Annotated in this window: 24 protein-coding genes; 12 read left to right on the top strand and 12 right to left on the bottom strand. The window is 64.4% G+C overall.

The genetic code is table 11. The annotated features are described in order from the left end of the window. Positions 1-40: 40 nt before the first annotated feature. Entirely contained in the window at positions 41-946 is a 906-nt protein-coding gene (puuE, locus tag RSO01_RS14020; RefSeq protein WP_147149726.1) for an allantoinase PuuE, read from the bottom strand. A gap of 68 nt (positions 947-1,014) precedes the next feature. On the opposite strand from puuE, the gene RSO01_RS14015 reads away from it, so the two are divergent. From RSO01_RS14015 to RSO01_RS13990, 6 genes are all read left to right on the top strand, one after another. Further along, complete coding sequence (locus RSO01_RS14015; RefSeq protein WP_147149725.1) at positions 1,015-2,256, top strand: Zn-dependent hydrolase; 1,242 nt, start codon at positions 1,015-1,017, stop codon at positions 2,254-2,256. A gap of 14 nt (positions 2,257-2,270) precedes the next feature. Further along, the gene (locus tag RSO01_RS14010; RefSeq protein WP_170303047.1) at positions 2,271-3,425 is read left to right on the top strand and encodes a M20 family metallopeptidase; all 1,155 of its coding nucleotides are present in this window, start codon (positions 2,271-2,273) and stop codon (positions 3,423-3,425) included. A 111-nt stretch (positions 3,426-3,536) separates the two neighbouring features. Further along, positions 3,537-4,592, top strand: a complete 1,056-nt coding sequence (locus RSO01_RS14005) for a M23 family metallopeptidase (protein WP_147149723.1) — start codon at positions 3,537-3,539, stop codon at positions 4,590-4,592. A gap of 98 nt (positions 4,593-4,690) precedes the next feature. Next, positions 4,691-5,476 carry an alpha/beta fold hydrolase gene (locus RSO01_RS14000; RefSeq protein ID WP_147149722.1) on the top strand — a complete coding sequence of 262 codons (786 nt, stop codon included), beginning with the start codon at positions 4,691-4,693 and terminating at the stop codon, positions 5,474-5,476. Beyond that, complete coding sequence (locus RSO01_RS13995) at positions 5,476-6,396, top strand: sterol desaturase family protein (protein ID WP_147149721.1); 921 nt, start codon at positions 5,476-5,478, stop codon at positions 6,394-6,396. Before RSO01_RS14000 ends, RSO01_RS13995 begins: the two co-directional genes overlap by 1 nt. A gap of 74 nt (positions 6,397-6,470) precedes the next feature. Further along, positions 6,471-8,261: a hypothetical protein gene (locus tag RSO01_RS13990; protein WP_147149720.1), complete on the top strand. Its 1,791-nt coding sequence runs from the start codon at positions 6,471-6,473 to the stop codon at positions 8,259-8,261. A gap of 33 nt (positions 8,262-8,294) precedes the next feature. Here RSO01_RS13990 and RSO01_RS13985 read toward each other — a convergent pair whose 3' ends face one another. Beyond that, the gene (locus RSO01_RS13985; RefSeq protein ID WP_147149727.1) at positions 8,295-8,927 is read right to left on the bottom strand and encodes a TetR/AcrR family transcriptional regulator; all 633 of its coding nucleotides are present in this window, start codon (positions 8,925-8,927) and stop codon (positions 8,295-8,297) included. A 70-nt stretch (positions 8,928-8,997) separates the two neighbouring features. On the opposite strand from RSO01_RS13985, the gene RSO01_RS13980 reads away from it, so the two are divergent. Further along, entirely contained in the window at positions 8,998-9,843 is an 846-nt protein-coding gene (locus tag RSO01_RS13980) for an aldo/keto reductase family oxidoreductase (protein ID WP_170303046.1), read from the top strand. A 10-nt stretch (positions 9,844-9,853) separates the two neighbouring features. Here the strand turns inward: RSO01_RS13980 and RSO01_RS13975 are convergent, their stop codons facing one another. The 3 genes from RSO01_RS13975 to RSO01_RS13965 form a co-directional block, all read right to left on the bottom strand. Then, positions 9,854-10,621: an HpcH/HpaI aldolase family protein gene (locus tag RSO01_RS13975; RefSeq protein WP_147149718.1), complete on the bottom strand. Its 768-nt coding sequence runs from the start codon at positions 10,619-10,621 to the stop codon at positions 9,854-9,856. Positions 10,622-10,744: 123 nt separating this feature from the next. Next, positions 10,745-11,035 (bottom strand): hypothetical protein, encoded by a 291-nt coding sequence (locus tag RSO01_RS13970; RefSeq protein ID WP_147149717.1) that lies wholly within the window; start codon positions 11,033-11,035, stop codon positions 10,745-10,747. Positions 11,036-11,092: 57 nt separating this feature from the next. Then, complete coding sequence (locus RSO01_RS13965; RefSeq protein WP_147149716.1) at positions 11,093-12,088, bottom strand: LysR family transcriptional regulator; 996 nt, start codon at positions 12,086-12,088, stop codon at positions 11,093-11,095. Positions 12,089-12,201: 113 nt separating this feature from the next. On the opposite strand from RSO01_RS13965, the gene RSO01_RS13960 reads away from it, so the two are divergent. After that, positions 12,202-12,507 carry a hypothetical protein gene (locus RSO01_RS13960; RefSeq protein ID WP_147149715.1) on the top strand — a complete coding sequence of 102 codons (306 nt, stop codon included), beginning with the start codon at positions 12,202-12,204 and terminating at the stop codon, positions 12,505-12,507. A gap of 266 nt (positions 12,508-12,773) precedes the next feature. Here RSO01_RS13960 and RSO01_RS13955 read toward each other — a convergent pair whose 3' ends face one another. The 5 genes from RSO01_RS13955 to RSO01_RS13935 all read right to left on the bottom strand — a co-directional run bounded on the left by RSO01_RS13955 (position 12,774) and on the right by RSO01_RS13935 (position 17,666). Next, positions 12,774-13,424: a hypothetical protein gene (locus tag RSO01_RS13955; RefSeq protein WP_147149714.1), complete on the bottom strand. Its 651-nt coding sequence runs from the start codon at positions 13,422-13,424 to the stop codon at positions 12,774-12,776. A gap of 13 nt (positions 13,425-13,437) precedes the next feature. After that, the gene (locus RSO01_RS13950) at positions 13,438-13,686 is read right to left on the bottom strand and encodes a hypothetical protein (RefSeq protein ID WP_147149713.1); all 249 of its coding nucleotides are present in this window, start codon (positions 13,684-13,686) and stop codon (positions 13,438-13,440) included. Positions 13,687-13,871: 185 nt separating this feature from the next. Then, positions 13,872-15,092, bottom strand: a complete 1,221-nt coding sequence (locus RSO01_RS13945; protein ID WP_147149712.1) for a hypothetical protein — start codon at positions 15,090-15,092, stop codon at positions 13,872-13,874. Positions 15,093-15,293: 201 nt separating this feature from the next. Next, positions 15,294-15,494: a hypothetical protein gene (locus tag RSO01_RS13940; protein ID WP_147149711.1), complete on the bottom strand. Its 201-nt coding sequence runs from the start codon at positions 15,492-15,494 to the stop codon at positions 15,294-15,296. Between the two features lie 507 nt (positions 15,495-16,001). After that, positions 16,002-17,666, bottom strand: coding sequence for an AMP-binding protein (locus RSO01_RS13935; RefSeq protein WP_147149710.1), 1,665 nt, complete (start codon positions 17,664-17,666; stop codon positions 16,002-16,004). Positions 17,667-17,791: 125 nt separating this feature from the next. Between RSO01_RS13935 and RSO01_RS13930 the strand changes: the two genes are divergently transcribed. Then, entirely contained in the window at positions 17,792-18,112 is a 321-nt protein-coding gene (locus tag RSO01_RS13930; protein WP_170303045.1) for a hypothetical protein, read from the top strand. 80 nt (positions 18,113-18,192) lie between these two features. Then, a complete protein-coding gene (locus RSO01_RS13925) occupies positions 18,193-19,101 on the top strand; it encodes a PhzF family phenazine biosynthesis protein (RefSeq protein WP_147149708.1) in 909 nt (302 codons plus the stop codon). 9 nt (positions 19,102-19,110) lie between these two features. Here RSO01_RS13925 and RSO01_RS13920 read toward each other — a convergent pair whose 3' ends face one another. Further along, complete coding sequence (locus tag RSO01_RS13920; protein ID WP_147149707.1) at positions 19,111-20,121, bottom strand: hypothetical protein; 1,011 nt, start codon at positions 20,119-20,121, stop codon at positions 19,111-19,113. Between the two features lie 86 nt (positions 20,122-20,207). Next, positions 20,208-21,239, bottom strand: a complete 1,032-nt coding sequence (locus tag RSO01_RS13915) for a hypothetical protein (protein ID WP_147149706.1) — start codon at positions 21,237-21,239, stop codon at positions 20,208-20,210. 107 nt (positions 21,240-21,346) lie between these two features. Between RSO01_RS13915 and RSO01_RS49460 the strand changes: the two genes are divergently transcribed. Together RSO01_RS49460 and RSO01_RS13910 are read left to right on the top strand one after the other, a co-directional pair. After that, positions 21,347-21,475, top strand: a complete 129-nt coding sequence (locus RSO01_RS49460) for a hypothetical protein (protein WP_281291453.1) — start codon at positions 21,347-21,349, stop codon at positions 21,473-21,475. 12 nt (positions 21,476-21,487) lie between these two features. Next, entirely contained in the window at positions 21,488-22,543 is a 1,056-nt protein-coding gene (locus tag RSO01_RS13910) for a class I SAM-dependent methyltransferase (RefSeq protein ID WP_147149705.1), read from the top strand. The last annotated feature ends 7 nt before the right edge of the window (positions 22,544-22,550 follow it).

Here is a 22,550-nt window from a genome sequence, read left to right as displayed (position 1 = left end):
TCATGAGCGCGCAGGATGCGCGCGGTCCGGAAGAGAAAGACTAAGCCGGATGCACCTTCATCCAGTGCCGCGCGATCTCCTCGCGTGTCGCTACCCAGACCTTGGGCTTTGAGGCCACGTAATCCATGAAGCGCGCCAAGGTGGCGGCGCGGCTCGGCCGGCCGACCAGGCGGCAGTGCAGGCCGATCGACATCATCTTCGGGCTGCGCGCACCCTCGGCGTAGAGCACATCGAAGCTGTCCTTCATCGCCTGCAGCCAGCCGTCGCCTGCGGTGTAGCCCGGCGCCACGCCGAACTTCATGTCGTTCACTTCCAGCGTGTAGGGGATGATCAAGTGCGGCGTGCCATCGACCTTCACCCAGTACGGCAGATCGTCGTTGTAGGAATCGCTCGAATAGAGGAAGCCGCCGTGCTTGATGACAGCCGACAGCGTGTGCATGCCGAAGCGGCCAGTGTACCAGCCGACCGGCGGCTTGCCGGCGGTGTCCTTGATGGCCTTCACCGCCATCTTCATGTGGTCGAGCTCCTGCTCGAGCGTGAAATCCTTGTAGTTGATCCAGCGGTAGCCATGGCTCGCCACCTCGTGGCCAGCCTCGGCCATGGCCTTGCCGGCGGCCGGGTTCAGCTCCAGCGCGCGGCCGACCGCCCATGACGTGAATCGCATGTTGCGCTCGGAGAACAGCCGCATGATGCGCCAGAAGCCGGCGCGGCTGCCGTACTCGTACATCGATTCGGTCGAAAGGTCGCGGCCGCCGACGATCGGCGTGCCGCCCGGCGTCTCGGTCAAGAACACTTCGGAGGCAGCGTCGCCGTTCAGGATCGTGTTCTCGCCGCCCTCCTCGTAGTTCAGCACGAAGCTCACGGCGATGCGGGCCTCGCCGGGCCATTGCGGATCGGGTGGGTTGGAGCCGTAGCCCAGAAGATTGCGCTCGAGGTGATTATGCAAGGGGACCTCCCGATTGATGCGCGACTATGGGGCCGCTATAGCTCGGCCAACAAGACCGGAGAGAATGCATGAGCGGTGCCAAAGCCGTTCGCGAAGATCGCCTGTGGCAACGCCACGCCGACATGGCCCGCCTGGGCGGCACGCCCAAGGGCGGGGTCAACCGCCAGGCGCTGTCGGACGAGGATGCGGCCGCGCGTAACCTGCTCGCCTCGTGGGCCAAGGCGCGCGGCTTCTCGATGTTCACCGACGCGATCGGCAATCTCTTCGTGCGCCGCGAGGGCGCCGATGCCAACGCCCTGCCGGTGATGAGCGGCTCGCACATGGACAGCCAGCCGACTGGCGGCCGCTTCGATGGCATGTACGGCGTGCTGGCGGCGTTCGAGGCGCTGGAAGCGCTGGAGGATGCCGGCGTGAAGACCAAGCGGCCCGTCGTCGCCGTCGCCTGGACCAATGAGGAGGGCTCGCGCTTCCAGCCGGGCGCCATGGGTTCCGCGGTGTTCGCGGGCTACTACAAGCTCGACGACATGCTTTTGGCGAAGGACTGGGACGGCGTCGTGCTGAAGGATGCACTGGCCAGCACGCTCGAGGCGGCGCCCGCACCACTGCGCGACGGCAAGCCCGGCTTTGCGCTCGACGGCTATGTCGAGGCGCATATCGAGCAGGGCCCGCGTCTGGAGAACGAGCGCAAGACCATCGGCGTGGTCACCGGCATCCAGGGCAGCCGACGTTACATCGTGACGACCGAAGGCGAGGAAGCGCATGCCGGCACGACGCCGCGCGCTGCCCGCAAGGACGCCTTCGCAGCAGCGACGCGCATCGCCGCGGCGATGTACGAAGCCACCGCCGACGCCGACGACACGCTGCGCTTCACCATCGGCCGCGTCGAGGTACAGCCCGGCTCGCCCAACACCGTGCCGGGCAAGGCGAGCTTCACCATCGACATGCGCCATCCGTCGAATGCGGTGCTGGAAGCGCACGAGGCGAAGCTCAAGGACATCGTCGCGAAGAAGGCCGCGCCCTGCGCGGCGGCGATCGAGCGCGTGACCAACGTGGCGCCGACCGACTTCGATCCCAAGGTGATCGATCTCGTGCGCGCGAAGGCTGACGCGCTGAAGCTCACCAACATGGACATGCCGTCGGGTGCAGGCCATGACGCCATGCACATCGCCAAGCTCTGCCCCGCCGGCATGATCTTCGTGCCCTGCGAGCGCGGCATCAGCCACAACGAGGCCGAGAACGCCACGCCTGCCGACCTCGCCGCCGGCGCGCGCGTGCTGGTCGAAGTGCTGGAAGAATTGGCGAACAGATAGTCGAAGGAAAAATTGTGTCGAAAAAACCTGAGTCCGATCTTGTAGGCATCCTCTCCGACCTGATCGCCCTGCCGAGCCCCTACCCGCCCGGCACCTCGGTCGAGATCTGCGCCTACGCGGCGAAGCGCCTGAAGAAGGCGGGCTACAAGGTCGAGATCGCGACCAAGACCAAGGGCGTCGACAACGTCGTGGCGCGGATGAAGGGCAAGGGCAAAGGCCCGGTGATCGCCTTCAATGCCCATGTCGACACCGTCGGCGTGGGCGAGCGCGCCAACTGGAAGAGCGATCCCTACAAGGCGCTGGTCAAAGGCGGGCTGGTCTATGGCCTGGGCGCCGGCAACTGCAAGGGCAGCATGGCGGTGCAGATCTGGCTCGCCGAGGAGATCGCGCGCCGCGGCGGCCCGCAGAACGGCGAGCTCATCTTCACCTTCGTGGCCGACGAGGAGAATCTCGGGCCCGACGGCATGGAATTTCTGCGCAAGAGCGGCCGCGTGCGGCCCGATGCGCTGATCCTGGGCGCGCAGACCGAGAACAACCTGATCGTGGCCGAGCGCGGCGTGATGTGGGCCAAGATCACGACCAAAGGCCGCGCCGCGCACGCCGGCAATCCGGCGGGCGGTGACAACGCCATCCTGCGCATGATGCGGCTGGTGGGCGCGCTGCAGGCGTATTACAACAAGGCACTGACCAAGCGCGTGAAGGGCGCCATGAAGTCGACGGTCAATGTCGGCATGTTCCATGGCGGCCACAACACCAACGTCGTGCCTTCGGCCTGCACTGTCGAGATCGACCGTCGTCTGCTGCCGAATGAGAAGGTCAAGGACGCCTTCAAGGAGCTGAAGTCGGTGATCGACAAGGTCGGCGAACCGAAGAACATGTATTCGGTCGAGTTCCTGACCGGCACCAACGGCTTCTTCGCGCCGGAGAACGGCCAGGCCGTCGGCGCCTTCGAAGCCGTCGTGAAGCAGCAGACCGGGCGCAAGGTGAAGTTCCTCAACGCCACTGGCGTGAGCGACGGCCGCTACTACGCCGACGACGGCATCGAAATCATCAACTTCGGTCCCGGCTCGGGCGTGCAGGGCCATGCGGCCAACGAATCGGTGCCGATCGCCGAGATGGTCGAGGCGGCCGAGATCCAGCTCGAGGTGGTGCAACGGCTGACGGGCTGAGCGAGCGAATCAGTCGATGTGAATCGGCAGTAAGAATCCAGTTGGAGCCAGCGTCTGTCGGGCGCTAGGTTCCGGACATCAGCCACCAATGCACGAGAGGGGAGCAGGTCCATGACGACAGTTGCGCGTCCTGCCGGCGGATTCCGTCGGCCGTCGACACTGCGACTCGCCTTCGCTGCCGTTTGCCTGCTCGGCCTTTCAGTCGCGGATGCCACCGCGCATGTCCGGACGCCGGACTATGGCCGTCTCGATCGCAATCCCGGCGGCGTCCTGCCGGAGTACGACAGCCGCAGTCGCCTGGAGCTCCGAGGCGAGCCGAAGGATGTTCCTGCCGTCTCCGGCCAGGTCTGCGGACTCTCGTCCGGCACAAGCTTGTCGGCCCCGATCTCAGAGGTGGGCTTGCAAAGCGTGCGTGCGGCAGCGCCGGCCAACCAGGTGATCTTCTCCCTTCTCGAGACTTTCCCGGCCGATTCGGACATCGTTCGCGTCGCCCTGGGCGCGACGGCCGACGGCGCTCCCTGTCCTCTCTATGTCTCCATCGGCACGGAGGGCGCAGACAGGCAGACGTTCTGGCGATTTGCGCCGGACGACGAGCCCGAAGGCTGGTTCGACGACGACGGCCGGCGGCTCGGCGCCGCCCTGGCGCCGCCGCGGCCGGGCTCGCGCATGTCATCGCCCTTCGGGCCCCGTCGCTACTACGGGCGCCCATCGGGCGGCGGCTTCCACGACGGCATCGACTACGAGGCGCGCATCGGGCAGCCGATCCTCGCGGCAGCCGACGGCGTCATCGAGCATCAGGGCAGTCACTTCGAATACGGCCTCACCGTAAAGATCCGCCACGCCGCCCAGTTCACGACGCTGTACGCCCACATGTCGCGCTTTGCCGCCGGCCACGCTGTGGGCAGCCGAGTCAGCCAGGGTGAGGTCATCGGCTATGTCGGCATGACCGGCCGATCGACCGGCGCGCACCTGCACTTCTCGACGATCATCAACGGAAAATTCTCCGATCCTGCGCCGTACCTGTCCGATGGCGAGCGCGCCCTGAAGGCTCGGACCCTGGTCGGCTTTCGCAAGTGGCAAGACGACGTACGGGGTGCCGTGCAGCAGATGCGCGACCGCCAGCGTCGCAATCCCGTCCAGGATGACGACTGGACGAGCAGGCTGTGATGCCGGCGCGGCGGCCGGAAACCCGTTGAGCGAGGCCGGCAGGAGGGCCAAACTCGCGCGCTGCGTGTAAACAGCCAACGCCGTCAAGGAGGACCGCCATGCCGACCTATGAAAGAGGCAAAGTCCGCATCCACTACGAAGAGATGGGCTCAGGCTATCCGCTGATGGTGATCCCGGGCGGCGGGCTCAACTCGACGATCGCCGGGCTCGACACCAGCCATCCCTTCAACGCGATGAAGGAGTTCGCCAAGGACGGCTTCCGCTGTGTCGGCGCCGACCTGCGCAACGCCAATGCCGGCCAGTCCTCCGGACCGCTCGAGATCGACCGGCCGTGGGACTCCTTCACCGACGATCACATCGGCCTGATGGATCACCTCGGCATCGATAAGTTCATGGTGCTGGGCTTCTGCATCGGCCAGCCGTTCATCTGGAACCTGATCAAGCGCGCGCCCAATCGTGTCGTCGCCGCCGTGCTGACGCAGCCGAGCGGCCATCGGCCCGAACTGCCCGACCAGTTCTACCAAAACAACATGAACAACTGGGGCCCGGCCTTCGCCGCGCGGCGACCCGACGTCACCATGGACCAGGTGAGCCAGTTCCTCGCCAAGATGTACCGCGCCAATCCCGACTTCGTGTTCACCGTCAGCCGCGATTTCGTGCGCAACTGTCAGATCCCGATCATGGTGCTGCCCGACGACATCCCGCCGCATCCCTACGCGGTGGCGATGGAGGTGGCGATGCTGGCGCCCAACTCGCAGGTCAGCATGTATCCCTGGAAGGACACGCCGGAGAAGATTCCGCTCGCCGTGCGTCACATCCGGACGTTCCTGAAGGCCAACCGGCCGGCGACCGCGGCGATGGAGCAGCGCGCGGCGGCCGATTGATGTTGCAGGTTCTCGACGCCGCCTACTCTTGGCTGTACGGGATCGGCAATTCCTTCCTGATCCGGGTGCAGTATCCGGCGGCGACCTGCCTCTTCTTCCTTCTCCTGGAGCTGGTGTTGCCGCGCCAGCGCGCCTCATGGGCGTCCTACTGGCGCGGCGCCCGGATGGTGATGGTCGGGATCGCGATCAACACGATCGTGCTGTCGCTACTGACGATGGCGTCGGGTGTCGAGAACGCCGCGCCCGGAACAGACGTGTCGGGCAGCACCAAGCCGCTGGCGTTCCTCGACCTGTCGCCGCTGACGACGTCATCCGACATTTGGACGCGCATTGTCGGATACACGATCGCGACTTTTGGCATCGCCTGCGTATCCGATTTCTTCTACTATTGGATGCATCGTGCCCAGCACAGGTTCGGCTGGTTCTGGCGCTTCCATCGCGTCCATCATTCGATCGGTGAGATGAGCGCCACGAACAGCTACCACCACGTCTTCGAGGATCTTTTCCAGTTCGTGGCGGTGACGATCCCGATGAGTTTCCTGCTCGGCGTCGCGTCGGGCCCGGTGCCCTGGCTGGTCATCGTCGTCCTCAACACGCATTCGTATTTCATCCATTCGAACGCGCGGCTGAACATCGGTCCCCTGCGCTACGTCTTCTCCGACAATCGCGTGCATCGCATCCACCATTCGATCGAGGAACGGCATCTTAACCGCAACTTCTCGACCACCACGCCGCTGTGGGACGTGCTGTTCGGCACCGCTTATTTCCCGCGCCATGACGAGTGGCCGGCGGTCGGCCTGGCCGACATCGCCGAGCCGAAGACGGTGTCTCAATACCTGCTGATGCCGTTCTATGGCGAAGCCACGGTCAGGAAGCACAAGCTCCAGGCGACGGTCGAACGAAGGGAGCAGGCCGCCTAGCCGGCCGCAATCAGCGCGTGCAGCCAACCTCAATCGAGCGCTCCCTCGTCGACAGGCCCGAGGTGAGGATGGCAATGACCGTCGCGGTCGTCGGCCTTCTTCTGTTCAACCCGGTGTGGACCACGCTTCGCTTCTCGGGCCTGTTCGGCGAGTTCCTGTCGATGCAGCTTGCCTATGACGAGCCCTACTACTTCTGGCAGCTCCAGCAAGAAATCGAACAAGGCACGCTCGACATAAACTACCGGCTGCTCAGCAAGCTTCCAGGAGCTGTCCTCCTGTGGGCCGGCGCGTCGTACGACGTGATGCTCACGATGTACGGCCTCCTGATGCCCGTTCTCGCCTTCGCAGGCGCCGTCTTTCTCGCCGGCACCTGGGAAAGATGGTCGCTCGGTCGGCTGATCTGGGCCCTTCTGATCCTGTTCAGCTTCGATTTCCTGAGCGGCAGCAGCAGGATCATCGACTACGAACCGCCCGCCGTCTGGCTGGCCGATCTCGTCGGCAACCCCGCCCTGCTGAAGCCGGATGTGCTCAGCTTCTTCCTGGTCCATCGGCGCCCCGAGCCGCAAGCGAGCTGGATCGCGGTGTTCTTCTACTGGGCGATCCTGCTGCGCGCCTTCCTGGACGGGCGGCGATCGACCTACCTTGTGGCCTGTGCGACGACACCGCTGCTGGTCTTCACCTACGTGAACATCGCCGTCGCCGCCATCCTGGTCTTTGCCGCGCTGTCGGTCTGCAGCATCGTTCTCTTCAAGCGCAAGATCGTCGTGCCGTTCGCCCTCGCGATGGCAGCTGCGACGGCGACCTGCATCCTGCTGTATGGCATCGGCACGACATCGTCGGTCGCCGCACGCATGATGTTCCATACCCATATGCCGGTGTTGCGCCCTTCGGTTGCCCTCGCGCTGTGCGGCCTCGTCTGGGCCGGCGTGGCGATGCGTCGAACCGGAATTCAGCCGCCCGCCGTCGCTGCTGCCGTCTTTTTCGCGGTGCCCGCTATCGTGCTGAACCAGCAGATCGTCACCGGGCTCGCGGTCATGCCGCAGAACTGGGAAGTCTACATCGCCTATGTCTGCATCGCCGTCGGCGGCGGACTGATGAGTGGCGGCTTCCTTTCATCCTTCGAGCGCCATCGCGACTTGCGCCAGTTCCTGCCGGTCGGCCTCCTGTTCCTGATTGGCTTCGTGGCGGTGCAGGGCGCCTGGCGCAACGAGGCCGACTGGAAGCTCGACAATGTCCGTTCGGTGCTGTTTCGCGACGTGCTTGCGCAAGCCAGGGCGCGCGTCGGAGCGGTCGACGCCGTCATCCTGCCGCACTTCTTCGACGAGTCGTTGTTCCTGACGCGCGTGCCGACGGGCACTGTGGTGCTTGGCGGCTACAACACGATGCTGTCCAAGCCGGTGCCGACATGGGCCAGCGACCAGAGCTTCGACGACCACGCCCGGGCGGCGAGCACCCACTTTGCGAGCGGCTTCGAGGTCCTTTTCCGTTCCGGGATCACACCGCAGCAACTCGAGACCAACATGCGCGAGGAGATGAAGACCGGCGATTGCTGGCTGGGGTCGATCTACTTCTTCGCCCAGAGCGACTGCTGGCCGAACCTTCAGAATTATACGTCACCCGCGACCAGGCGGTTGCCATCCGCCGTGCCAGCCGTTGTCGACCTGTATCGCCGATATCTCGAACGCGACGCCTCTGCCGATCTGGCACGGCACAAGGTGCTCTTGATCCGCAACCAGCCGATACCCGCCGGTTCCGACGGCCTCATCGACAATCAGCTCGTGGCTTCCCGCGAGATCGAGGTCGACGGCAAGCCGGTTCGCGTCTGCGGCTATCTCCAGCGCCCGCGACAGGCCGTCTCCCGCTAGAACGCGATCCGGCGGTTCCATCTGGCCGGGCCTCTATGGCTTGAACTCCTTCGCCTGGAAAAAGGCCGTCAGAAGCACGATGAGTTGCCGTTCGAGGCACTCTTCGAAGCCGGCAGGAGCGTGCCCTTCGAGCAGTGTTCGCACGGGCCCAACCAGGGCGCCGAGCGCTATCGTGGCGGTCATGGTCGGGTCATCGAAACGAGCGTCGGGCGCGTCTGCCAGCATGGTTGCAACGGCCGTCACCGTGCGTGCGTACATGCGAGCGACGAACCGGGCGCCGCCCCGTTCTTCGGCAACCGCATAGAGCGCCTTCGATTCCCTGGAATCGCGCAGCTTCTCGGCAAGGAAGGCGGTGACAAGGGCCGCTGCCATCTGGGACACCGGCTTGCCCCGATGTTCGCTGCACGCACGCTCGACGGCGCTGGTGATGCGGTCCAGATGCCGTTCCAGGACAGCGGCGAGCAGCGCGTCGCGGTTCGGATAGTATTGATAGAGACTGCCAACCGACATGCCTGCGCGCTCGGCTATGCGGGTCGTCGTGGAGCGGCTCAGGCCTTCGCGGGTCAAAACCTGAATCGCCGCGACGTGCAGGGCGTCGATGGTCGCCGCGGAGCGGGCCTGAACCGGGGATTTCCTGGGCTTTAGGGTCGTTGCGACGGCGCTCATGGAATGCGAATTCAAAACTGAAGGATCCTTCATATGTTCTCCAGGGAACATGAAGCAAGGACCAAGGCAAATGACCGGTACGTTCGTCCTCGGCAGCCGCACCGTGAAGCGACTGGGCTACGGTGCCATGCAACTCGCAGGCCCCGGCGTGTTCGGCCCGCCCAAGGATCACGACGCGGCGCTGGCCGTCTTGCGCGAAGCCGTCGCGGCCGGGGTGAACCATATCGATACCAGCGACTTCTACGGCCCGCATGTCACCAATCGGTTGATCCGCGAGGCGCTGCATCCCTATCCGGATGACCTCGTCATCGTCACCAAGATCGGCGCTCGACGTGGTCAGGACGCTTCATGGATTCCTGCCTTCTCGCGCGACGAACTTCGTCAGGCGGTGCATGACAATCTCCGCAATCTCGGCCTGGACGTGCTCGATGTGGTCAATCTGCGCGCCATCTTCAGCGTGCATGGGCCGGCGGAAGGCTCCATCGAAGCGCCGCTCACCGTTCTTGCGGACCTCCAGCAGCAAGGCCTGGTCCGCCATATCGGCCTCAGCAACGTCACGCCCACGCAATTGGCCGAAGGCCGAAGGCTCTGCGAGATCGTCTGCGTGCAGAACCACTACAACCTGGCCCATCGGGCCGACGACGCCATGATCGACGGCCTCGCCCGCGACGGCATCGCCTATGTGCCGTACTTCCCGCTCGGCGGTTTCAGCCCGCTGCAATCCTCGATTCTCTCCGACGTTGCGCAGCGCGTCGGCACCACGCCGATGAAGGTCGCGCTCGCCTGGCTGCTTCGTCGCGCGCCCAATATCCTGCTGATTCCCGGCACGTCATCCGTCGCGCATCTGCGGCAGAACCTGTCTGCCGCCGAACTCGATCTGCCGGATGACGCGCTGACCGCGCTCGATGGCGCCTAGGTCGCCTGCGTCAGGCCGTCTTCGCCTTGAGCTCGTCGAGCTGCATCTTCGCGCCTGCGATCATGCAGGACAGGTCGGACGTCAGCATCACCATGTCGAAGCCGCGCTTCACCGCGCCGGCCGCGAACGCGGCACTGGCGCAGTGCATGACGCACTTGATGCCGGCCTTGTGAGCGGCAGCCAGGATCTTGTCGCAAGTGGCGAGATGGAGCGGATCCGGGTTGTCACCGCGCGGCGGCAGCCCCAGGGCGAACGACAGGTCGGCCGGTCCGATGTAGACGGCATCGAGGCCGGGCGTGGCGCAGATGGCGTCGAGGTTGGCCAGACCCTCCTTGGTCTCGATCATGGCCATGACGACGATCTCGTTGTTGGCATTGGCGACATAGTCGGTGCCGCCGTAGTGCACGGCGCGCACGGGTCCGTTGGAACGCATGCCGACCGGTGGATAGCGGCACGCGGCAACCGCCATCGCGGCTTCCTTGGCGTTGTTCACCAACGGCACGATGACGGCGTAGGCGCCGAGGTCGAGCGCCTTCATGATCGCCGCGGGCTCGTTCCAGGCGACCCGCACGACCGGGACCGTGTCGGTCTGCGAGATCGCCTGCAGCATCGGCGCGACGTCCTTCATTTCGGCAGTTCCGTGCTGCAGGTCGACGCACAGGGCATCGAAGCCCTGGCGCGCCATCACCTCGGCGGTGAAGCCGTGAGACACGGAAAGCCAGCCCAGCGTCACACATTTCCCGTCACGCCACATCTGCTTGATCTTGTTCTGTCGCATGGTCGCATCCACCCGTTGGTCATCGATTCCACAAACGAGTGGATTGGGCCCGATCAAACGATCCTTTTCAACACCCAGGACGCCCGGGCAAGGCACGCCGACCGGTATGCGGCTGACTGAACCCTATTGCGGCTCGGTCTTGATGCGGCCGCCCTTGTCGACGATGAGGTCGACGGTTTCGGTCCCGCGCTTGGCCTTCGCCCGCCAGACACCCATGCTGTCGCGCGACAGGCCGCTGACGTCGGTATAGCCCATCCGTTCGATCTTCGAGCGGATCACGTCAGTGTCGGTCGTCCTCGCTTCGGAGGTGATGGGCTTGACGGCAAGTGGGGTGTCCGCCGGCCGTTGGTCCGTCTGCGCGAGCGCCGTGCCCGCCGCCATCACAAATGCTGCAGAGACTGAAAGCGCCTTCATGGGGAGCTCCCGCGATATTCCCCCAAACGCTCCAGCACCGTCGATTGTTGCAGCCGGCTAGGCCGCCTTCTTCACGTGGATTGCTCCTTTACCACGATGCTTGCGGCTACCTTGGCACGCAGCGGTCGTGCCGCTTGTCTTTGGCCTTCCTTCCCATTGTGCTTCTCGTCCAAAGCGCGCCGCCAGGAAGTCCACGAAGGTTCGAACCTTTGCCGAAAGGTGACGGCCGTGAGGATAGACGGCCCGTATCGTCAAAGGCGGAGGCGCATAATCGTCCAACACCGTCCGCAGGCGGCCCGACTTCACGGCATCGCCGACCATGTAGGTCGGCAGGGCGACAAGGCCCTGCCCTTCCAGCGCCGCCAAGAGGAGCACGGCCGCGTTGTTGGACCTCAAGTTTCCCCTGGGGGACACCTCGAGCGCCTCGGCCTTTGACGAGCCGAGCTGCCAGGCGCCGCGTATGTAGGATGTTCCGGTAAACGTCAGGCAATTGTGGTTGGCGAGATCGGCCGGCGTACGCGGCATCCCGTGCTTCTTGAGATAGGCTGGCGCGCCGCAGATGACCATTCGACACGACGCTACCTGGCGCGCCACGAGACTGGAGTCCGGCAGCGGCTCGACACGCACCGCCACATCGAAGCTCTCGTCGACGAGATCGACGATACGATCGCTCAGCATCACCTCGATCGAGATCGACGGGAAGCGCGCGGTGAAGTCGGCAACCGCGGGCGCCAGATGGAGGACGCCAAACACCGGCGTCGCATTGACACGCAAGTCGCCCCGCGGCGCCACCTGCATCCTGCCCACGGCCGCCTCGGCTTCCTCGAGGTCCGATAGGAGTCGCTTGCAACGGTCGTAGTAGGCGCGGCCCACCTCGGTCAGGCCCATTCTGCGCGTCGTGCGGTTGAGCAGTCGCGCGCCCAGCCGCTCCTCGAGCTGCTTGACGTGCTGGCTCACCATGCTCGTCGAGAGCCCGAGGCCCGCGGACGCGGTCGTGAAGCTGCTGGCCTCCACGACCTTGGTGAAGATGCGCATGTTTTCGAAGCGGTCCATTTCAAGGTCTCATTCTTAATTTCTATTGAAAGGTATATCGTGAACAAGGCCGATTATCAAAAATACCAAAATAGTTAGACCTGCTCCACTTCAAGCACAGTGGAGACAGCCCAATGGCTTTCGTGAACATCGCTCGAAATGCTGCCGCCCTCTCGGTTGCAGCTCTGTCCATCGTCTACGCCGCCGCCGGCCATGCGCAAACCGTCGACGACATGTCTCGCTGCCGGGACCTCTACGGCCTGTACAACAAGTACGAGGCCAACGGCCGCGGCTCCACGTCGGCGCCAAATGTCGAGGTCGCCGCCGCTTTCAGCGAATGCCAGAAGGGGAACTACAAGTTGGGCATCGCGAACCTGACCAAGGCTCTCGAGCGGCAGAAGATTCCCGTTCCCGACGTCGAGGCGGCGAAGGCCCGCTGATCGCTGATAGCGCTGCTTGCGTCCCGCCGGCCGGTTAGGGCCGGCGGGGTGCTCCTTCCAATCACAGCCGAACGTAGTGTTCGCCCTCGACGGCGCGCGCGAAGACGCGCACGGTCCGGAGAACATAAAAAGATGCGCCACGGAAGTGGCACGCTCTTAGCCATGAGGAGTCCGGCTTAAGCCGTCTTCCCCGTCTTCAGACCGAACTTCTTGATCGTCTGCTCGCAAATGACACGAGCGGATGGTGCGGCACCGAATGGGCAAGCCTAGTTTGCGTGTTGCAATACCTTCTCCAGGAAGGCACTGGGAGACTGCATCTTCCCCGTCCCACCACGGCCAAGGCTCCCACCAATTTGCGTCAAATATGGTTGCAGCATCGATCGAAGCTCGCTGGTTGTCACCCCCAGCCGTCGTCCTAAGTAAACAACCTGCGCGGCGCGAAGTGGGCCACCAACCGTTACCCAGCTACAAGGCTCGACGTTCTTGATCAATATAGAAAAAAGGTCGGCAGGAGACAGGATGGAACGGACGACCGGAAGCAAAAGGTGCTCAATGTCGCCTTTGACCTTGTCTGCAAAGGCGGCTTCAGAGAACGCCGATATCGTTAGAGACCAGCCAATGGACCATCCCGCCAACTTTCCCAGAGGAAACCGATTGGAACAGTCATAGCGAGGCTCAAAGCGGACATCACGGAGGCGTGGTCCGCCGAACAATTTCAAGCATTCGAGTGCGAACTGCTCAGCTCCAGGATTTCTGATCCCAAAATCGCAAAGGAAATAATTGCCGCCGCCGAACAAAGACGCGAATAGAAAGTGTTCGACATCGGTCGAACTCCATGAAGCCTTATAGGTCAGCTTCTTGAGGCGGATGTAGCCAAGTCCCGACAAGCCTGGGGTTATCGACTTCTCGTCAAACATGGCCACCCTTTGTCTAAGGTCGTCGAATGTCTCCCGGCAGAATGCCCGGGACCACCGGTACACCTGCGTTCTGCAATATGCTTAGAAGGACTGCAGATCGGACATCAAACGCTTCGCATCCAAAGCAGTAGACCGAATAGCTCACGCCAGATAGTTCCACATTATCCAGGGCACGCACCTTGGCGCCTTTAGCGACCACAACTGCATCTTTCATCACTTGCTGCCGATCAAGCCGAATAGTGCTCATGATAGTGGTCTTCACTTCTACTCCATAGCATAGCCCCGTGACAGGATCCCGAATGATGTAGTCATAAAGCCGGGGGGACGAAAATCCTGGAACATCGACCGCCCGTGGGCCACGAGCCACTAATTCAAATCCCTTCGCAAGGTGATCGGCAATTGAGTCTTCAACACCTCGCTCATGCCGCTCGTTGCGAGGTACGTCTTCTAGACTGTTTCCGTCGCCGACGAGATGAACGTTGGAGCGATGGCCCCTGCGCTAGCCCGACCCTGGCTGGAGCTCAGCTCAGGAGGGCGGATGCTCGAGAGAATTGTGCCGCTCGGCAGACCCGCTGCGTCACGGCGAAAGTCTACTCGTGGCGCAACTTGAGGCTTCTCGACTTGTGCATAGGCTTGGCCGATCAGGCGCGAATCCTCAGCACGGCCACCGACGTCCAGCGGCCGGTTGGCGCCCGTGAACGGCGAAGACATCCGTTCAGGCTCGCGTTCGAGAGGCGCCATGCGAATGTCTGGCTGATGAGGCTGGTTGACCTCAGCTATTGCAGTCCCAACTGGTGCCGACAGTTGCTGCCGATATTCCAGCAACGTCGGTCGCGATGCCGGTTCGCTGGCGGCACGGCTGCTCGCAACGATGAAGTTGGACTCTGCGACTGGCTTGGCCTCCATCATCGAGGGAAGGCCTATTGTCCGCCGTGTGATCTCGGCACTCCATGGATTATCGAGCTTGGCCACTTGCGTATGCGGCCAACCACCCGTCTGTGGTCGGTGCCAAGTGCTCGACATCGCTTCCCCCGCTCCGAGTTGGGAAGCAGTGACTCGCGTGGCGACGGTACGGGAGGCGATATCTGGGCCTGCCAGCTGTTGAGGCGCGTTCGACGAAGCCGGCTGTGCGGCATCGGGTGGCATAGCTGAAGGCATGCCTGGCAGTGAGTTGATCGCGAGGCGCCGCGGGATGATCGGATCGAATGCGGCCAACGACTGAGGCAACCAGGTTACGAGCTTATAGACCCATTCGGGAAACTGCGGCGGAGACGGCTGAACCGGCTCTTCTGTGTCCGGCGGCGGCGTTTGCGACGACCAATTCGTTTCTTGCTCCTCGACATCGTCGTCGAGGCCGAAGCCAGGTGCATCATCCCTCAGTCCAACGTTGAAGCCAGGGACATCGTCCTGCGGACTGACGCGAAACCCTGCCAAACCAATCAACGGGGTAGGTTGGACCATCCCCTCAGGTCCTAGCGCCGGAACGCTTATACTGTACGGCATCTCAGTCTGCGGCGAATCGGGATACCCTTGCGTCACCGCATCCGGGAGCATTCCATTGAACCAGCGGCTCGGCAGGCTGTTCTGGTCGACGTTGAAACCCGGTACTTCGTCGTGCGGTCTGACGCGAAACCCGGGCACAAAGGGGCGCCAAAAGAGATTGAACACAGGGGCAACTCCGGTTGGCCACACAGGCGGGCTGCGCAGACAACGAAGCTGTTCAACGGCAAGCGCTTATTGCTTCTCCACCTGCCGTTCGTGAAGCCTGCGGTCTGAGAAGGATCCACGATCAAAACCTGATCACGAAACATGGAGTTGCCACGTTTCGGCGTGCCACGTTTGGAGGCCTATTCTGCCTCTGTCATTTGGCTATGGGCCCTTCTGTGCTCGGGTTTCGTTTTTCTTCGGTCGACCACCTTTGCGGTCGCGAGGCGCGCTGTTCCAGACGTCGAGTACCACCTTTCGAGGCAGCCCGAAGTGGTTCATAGCCACCATCAACAGCACGTCCCGGCCTGCCTTCTTACGTTCTGCTCTGAATTCTTTCTGCGTCTGCTCAATCAGCGCGAGCACTTCGCGATCCGTAGGACGGCGGGCAGCCGTCAATCGCCACGAAGTCCGAAGTGTCTGGTTGACAGGCGATGGCCAACGGCGCCTGCAGTCATCGGCTCGCAACGACAAGTTCGACCAGAACCGGCGCGTATCAAAGTAGAGGGTTCTATCACCGAGGCATACCTCGCCACGATGGTCCCGAAAGCAAAGGCCACTACGGCCACGGACCGACCGTGAGGGCCCCATTCCCGACTCGCGGCCGTAAAGGACGAGGTGCCGAGCTTTCCAAGCCTGAGCCAGTTCATCTGCAGCTGCCGCAAGCGTCACGGGCGGCTCTTCCGGAACCGATAGCGCCCTGAGGCCTGTCAATCGACGAAGGCTGGCGGTCGTTCGGAGGCTAGCGGCTCGCAATACCTGTGACTCGCTGCGCGTCACGATCCACACGAGCGCCTGTGGGACCGACCACCAAGGCGATGGCGGGCCGCCCTCCATCATGGCCAAGTATCGCGCGACCGGCCGTTCGGCATATCAAGCTGTCTCCTCGCTCTTCAGCCCCAGCTTCCTGATCGTCTCCTCGCGCATCACGAACTTCTGGATCTTGCCGGTGATGGTCATCGGAAACTCCAGCACGAACTCGATGTAGCGCGGGATCTTGTAGTGGGCGATCTCGCCCTTGCAGAACTCGCGAATCTCCTCGGCCGTCGCGGTGCTGCCCTGGTGCAGCTTGATCCAGGCGCAGATCTCCTCGCCGTAGCGCGGGTCGGGCACGCCGATCACCTGGACGTCCTGGATCTTCGGGTGCCGGTACAGGAACTCCTCGATCTCGCGCGGATAGACGTTCTCGCCGCCCCTGATCACCATGTCCTTCAGGCGGCCGACGATGTTGACGTAGCCCTGCTCGTCCATGGTCGCGAGGTCGCCGGTGTGCATCCAGCCGGCCTCGTCGATCGCCTCGGCGGTCTTGTCGGCGTCGTTCCAGTAGCCCTTCATCACCGAATAGCCGCGGGTGCAGAACTCGCCGGTCTCGCCGCGCGGCACGGCCTTGCCCTCGGTATCGACGATCTTGATTTCTATGTGTGGCAGCACCTGGCCCACCGTCGAGACGCGCCGCTCGACCGGATCGTCGGTGGCGCACTGCGTCGACACCGGCGAGGTCTCGGTCATGCCGTAGGCGATGGTGACCTCGCTCATGTTCATCTGGCTCTGCACCTTCTTCATCACCTCGATGGGGCACGGCGAGCCCGCCATGATGCCGGTGCGCAGGCTCTTGAGGTCGAACTTGGCGAACTCGGGATGGTCGAGCTGGGCGATGAACATGGTGGGCACACCGTAGAGCGCCGTGCAGCGCTCTTCGGAGACGGCCTGCAGGGTCGCCAGCGGATCGAACGCCTCGGCCGGATAGACCATGGTCGAGCCATGTGTCAGGCAGCCGAGATTGCCCATCACCATGCCGAAGCAGTGATAGAGCGGCACGGGAATGCAGAGCCGATCGTCGGGTGTGAGCTTCAGCCCCTCGCCCACGAAGTAGCCGTTGTTCAGGATGTTGTGATGGCTGAGCGTGGCGCCCTTCGGATGCCCCGTCGTGCCCGAGGTGAACTGGATGTTGATGGCGTCGTCGAACTGCAGCTTCGGGCCGAGCTCGGCGAGCTTCATCTTCTCGGCATTGCCGCCGGCATTGGCGACATCGTCGAAGTTCAGCATGCCTGGAGTCTTCTCCGCGCCCAGCCGCACCACGTGCCTGAGATGCGGCAGCTTGCCCGCCTTCACCAGGTCCGACGCGATCTCGAGATAGTTCGAGGTCTTCAGCGCCGGCGCCAGGATCAGCGCCTTGCACTCGACCTTGTTCATGGCGTACTCGAGCTCGGCGCGCCGATAGGCTGGATTGACGTTGACCAGTACCAACCCCGCCTTTGCCGTGGCGAACTGCGCCAGGGTCCATTCGTAGCGGTTGGGCGCCCAGATGCCCACGCGATCGCCGCGCTCCAGCCCCAGCGTTATCAGCCCGGCGGCAAGATCGTCGACCCGCCGGCCCAGCTCGCCCCACGTCCAACGCACGTTCTGCTGGCGCACCACCAGCGCCTCGCGGTCGCGATGGGTCTCGACCGTGCGGTCGAAGAAGCCGCCGATGGTTTCGCCGATCAGCTTCTTGGTCGACACGCCGTGGTCGTAGGAAATCCGGGGGCTCTGGGTCATGGGCGAAAGCTTAGCGGCGGCACGGGGCCAGATGCCACAGGGATGTTTTGGCCGCCCGGATCATATCACCCACGAAAAGGCTGGTGCGCCCCGTTGGGAGACATTGTTCCATGCATCGTGCGTTCATGCTGCTTGTACTGCTGCTCACCGCCTGTGAAGGAAGCGTCTTTCCGGCCGAAGATCCCGGGCGCCAGGCCGAGATCAAGAAGAGCTACGAAGCGCGCGACACCTGCCTCAAGCGCCATGCCCTGGCCGATGGAACCAGCGGCACCGAACCGGACGCCCTGGCCCACGCCGCGACACTCGCCTGCCAGGCCGAGACCGACCGGCTGGTCGCCACCGCCAATACCGACGGCGATGCCAAGGTGACGGCGTCGATCCGCCACGACACCGAGTTCCGGGCCATGAAGTACGTCCTGCAAACCCGCGGGCTCACCGCCTTCTAGGGACGCCCAGCAAGGTATTTGTCCTGCCCCTGAATTAATCTCGCTCTTCGTCGGCGCGGCGAGCCATTAGGGTCCGCGCCATGAAGATCGAATTCACCACCGTCGACGTGTTCACCGACCGCCGGTTCGGCGGCAATCCGTTGGCCGTCATCCCCGACGCGCGTGGACTCGCGACCGAGCAGATGCAGTCGATCGCCGCCGAGTTCAACCTCGCCGAGACGACCTTCGTGCTGCCGCCGCAGGATCCTGCACACACCGCCCAGGTCCGCATCTTCACGCCCAAGGCCGAGATGCCGTTCGCCGGCCATCCCAATGTCGGCACGGCCTTCGTGCTGGCGCGGGCCGGCGTTTGCCACGGCCGAAAGATCACCGGCGACCGGCTGGTATTCGAGGAAAAGGCCGGGCTCGTGCCGCTCGATCTCACGCGCGAGCAGGGCAGCATCGTCGCCGCCCGGCTGGCGGCGCCCCAGAAGCTCGCTCTCGGCGATGAGCTCGCGCCCGAGCTCGTCGCCGAGATCTGCGGCCTCGGCACCGGCGATATCGGTTCGGCGACGCATCGCCCGGTCATCGCCTCATGCGGCAACAACTTCGTCTTCGCCGAGGTGACGTCGCGCGCAGCGCTCGCCAAGGCGACCGTCCGCACCGACCTGCTGGCCAGGCACGTGCCGATGTCACGGGCCGTCGGCATCCATCTCTACACACATGCGACGGAACTCGGCGTCGAGATCCAGTCGCGCATGTTCGCGCCGCTGTATGGCGTGCCCGAGGATCCCGCGACCGGCAGCGCCAACGTGGTCCTGATCGGCCTGCTGGCGCATTTCCGACGCGAGGCCGACCTCACCCTGTCGAAGACGATCGGCCAGGGCTTCGACATGGGCCGGCCGAGCATCCTCGAGAGCATGGCCGAGAAGAAGGGCGGCCGCGTCGTCGATACCTATATCGGCGGCCGCTGCGTGCCGATGCTCAGCGGCACGATCGACCTGGCATGATGGGCGACCTCACTTGATGCGACCGAGGCCGTCCAGCGTGTCGGCGAAGCCGGTGATACGCGATGAATCGGCAACCGCGCGCAGATTGGTCGAGAGCAAGCCGAGTGGCTGGCCGAGGTCACAACGGTTCGCGATCAGCCATTCGATATTGGGTAGTTGGCTTTCGAGATCGATGGCAACGCCGAGATAGTTCGACTGCGTCTTGCTGACCCGGCCCGCCGCTCCGGCGAGGGCAAGGCCATAGGCCTGGCACAGGTCGGTCGTGGGCGAGAGATCGAGTTCCCGGATGTCCCACAGGTCGAACAGCTTGCCCTTCTCCAGCATGGCGATGGCATCGGCCTGGCGGTTCCTGAGTTGACGGATGCCGGCCAGAGCGCGTGCGCCATAGGTGTCGGAGTGCCGGTAGATCAGGTAGCTCTCGAGCGGCGAGTCCGGGCCGAGGCTCGTGAACTCGGCCTCATCGCGCTCGCGCGCGGCCTGTCGCTCCTTCGCCTGCTGTTCCTCTTGCTGCCTGGCGAGCTCGGCAAGACGCGCATCGCGGGCAGGATCGGGCAGCGCGGCCCTGATCGCGGAGACAAAGGGCGTCGCGGTGAGGAAGATGATCGCGGCGCCGACGACCGCGCTCACGACGCCGGCGCCGAGAGTGCCGTGCAGTGCCGGCAGGCGCGCCCACAGCGCATAGAGAGCGAACAGCGGCGGCAGCAAGGCCGGTATCAGGAGCGCCGACGAGTCACCCCGGCCGACGGCGTCGCCTGCCATCCACACGGCCACGCAGGACAGCGGCAGCAGCAGCACCAGGCCGATCGCCGCCCACACCGGCATGCGTCCGTTCACGGCAGCGACGATCAGCGCCGCCGCCAGCACGAGCCACACCGCCGCGCCAAGGAACGCGGCGTACGCCAGAGCCAGCCCGCGTCCGAAGGCATCGCCGCCTGGCGCATCGGCAAGGCAACTCATCATGGCGATGTAGAGGACTGCCGCCACCGACAGCAGGACGATGGTTCCGACCGGAACGCGCATCGCTCACTCTAACATGAGTGCGCGATCGTTGAGACGGCACTGCCAAAGACCGCTGGTCTGTTTGCAGCCGCTGTGACGCCCACATCTCACTTCGGCTGGCGCAGCGCCGCGACCTGGTCGGCGATTCCGGTCAGGCGAACATTGTCGGCGATCGCCCTCACCCGTGCCTCGGCCAGAGCCAGCGCCTGGCCGAGATCGCAGCGCGCCACCGCCAGCCACTTCATGTTGGGCAGCTGCCACTCGATATCGAGCGCGGCAGAGACATAGCCCGGCTGGTTGCGATCGATCTTCATCGCCTGGACCTGCAACGCCGCGCCATAGGCCTGGCAGATCTGAGCGGGATCGAGATCGAGCTGCCACAGCGCCTCGAGATCGTTGAGACGGCCCTCGCGCAGCAGCGCGGCGGCATCCTGGTTGCGGCTCTTCACGAGCCGCGCGCCGGCCAGCGCCTGGGCATGGCGCGAACTCCCCGGCGGCAGATAGTCGAGATAGTCGCCGAGCGACGAAGCGGGACCGAGGCGCGCAAAGCGGGTCTCCTCCTCCGCGTGCGCCTGCTGCGCGCGGCGCTCCGTCTCCTGCTCGTACCGGCGCTGCTGCTCGGCACGCTGGGCGTCGCGCTCGGGATTGGGCATGGTCTCGATCCAGCCCACCACCAGCGGCACGACCGTGAGCACCACGATCGCACCGCCGAGCGCGGCGCTGGTCGGTCCGACGGGCAGGACGCCATGCAAGGCCGGCAACCGGCCCCACAGGGCGAGCAGCGCCAGCAGCGGCGGCAATGCGATGGGAGCCGTCATCAGCCACCAACCACGCTCCTCGGCGAGGCCGGCGGCCGCCGCGGCTGCGATGGCCGACAATGGCAGGACGATCAGCGCTGCAACGGCCAGCCAGCCCGGCAGGCGGCCGTTGAACCAAGCCAGCACGAACAGGCCGGTGAGCGCGAGCCACAGCACGGCGCCGATGATCGCGGCGAAGCCCAGCGCCATGCCGCGGCCCGCCAGGTCGGTGCCGCGCGAGCCCAAGAGATTGGCGAGAAAGCCGGAATAGAGAAGGAAGGCGATGGCGAACAAGGCGATGGCGCCGTACGGCACACCGCCCGACAAGGTCTGGTCTTTCATCAACACACTCTACGCGACGAAGGCTCGTTGTTGGTTCTCCTCCACACCTAACATGAATACATGCCAGGTAGTTGAGACGAAGCGGTCGTCCGCGCCATCTCGTCGGCATGGACAAGTTGCTGGGACCGCTGGTGCTGTTTGCCGTCGCGATGCGTCACAAGAAAAAGACGAGGCGTTCTCAAGGGATCCTTCAAGCGAAGCGGGCCGAGACGAGCGAGCATGAACCCCTATTGTGAAAGAGGTCGCCCATGGTCGACGAAGCAAAACTCAACGATTTCATCGGCAAGATGCTGGGAGATCTCGGTGGCGCCGCCAGCGTCGCCATGGTGCGCATGGGCGACGCGCTCGGCCTGTACAAGACCCTTCAGGCAGCAGGCCCGATGACCAGCAGCGCCCTCGCCCTGCGCGCCGGGGTGCACGAAAGGTACCTGCGCGAATGGCTGTCGCACCAGGCGGCCTCCGGCTATCTGGCATACGACCCTGCAGCCAGGACCTTCGCGCTGCCGCCGGAACAGGCCATGGTCTTCGCCGTCGAGGACAGCCCTGTCTACATGATGGGCGGCTTCGATCTCATGGCGGCGATGTTGGAGAACCAGCCCAAGGTGCAGGCCGCTTTCACGAGCGGCGGCGGCGTGGCGTGGGGCGACCACGCAGGCTGCATGTTCTGCGCCGTCGCCCGCTTCTTCCGCCCGGGCTACCACAGCAACCTGATCCCGAGCTGGCTGCCGTCACTGGACGGCGTGGTCGCCAAGCTCGAACGCGGCGCCAAGGTGGCCGACATCGGCTGCGGCCACGGCTGGTCGACCGTGCTGATGGCCAAGGCTTTCCCCAAATCGCAGTTCATCGGCTACGACTTCCATGCCGGATCGATCGAGGACTCGCGCGCCCATGCCCGCGAACACGGCGTCTCGGCGAACACGCGGTTCGAGGTCGCGCCAGCCAAGGAAATCCCGGAACGGGACTTCGACCTCGTGACGAGCTTCGACTGCCTGCACGACATGGGCGATCCGGCCGGCGCGGCGGCCCACGTTCGCAGTCTCCTGAAGCCGGACGGGACCTGGATGATCGCCGAGCCCATGGCCGGCGACCGCCTCGAGGACAATCTCAATCCCGTCGGACGCCTCTTCTACGCGGGATCCACCATGATCTGCGTGCCGACGTCCCTCTCACAGGAAGTCGGTGCCGCGCTCGGAGCACAGGCAGGCGAGGCAATGCTGCGCGAAGTTATCGGCGGCGCCGGCTTCCGCAGCGTCCGCCGTGCCGCCGAGACGCCGTTCAACATGATCCTCGAGGCGAGACCGTAGGACGTTG

The sequence above is a fragment of the Reyranella soli genome (genome assembly GCF_007992495.1).
Lineage (GTDB): Bacteria > Pseudomonadota > Alphaproteobacteria > Reyranellales > Reyranellaceae > Reyranella > Reyranella soli.
The sequence above is the reverse complement of the archived record's forward strand: the minus strand, read 5'-3'. Positions and strand labels throughout refer to the sequence as shown.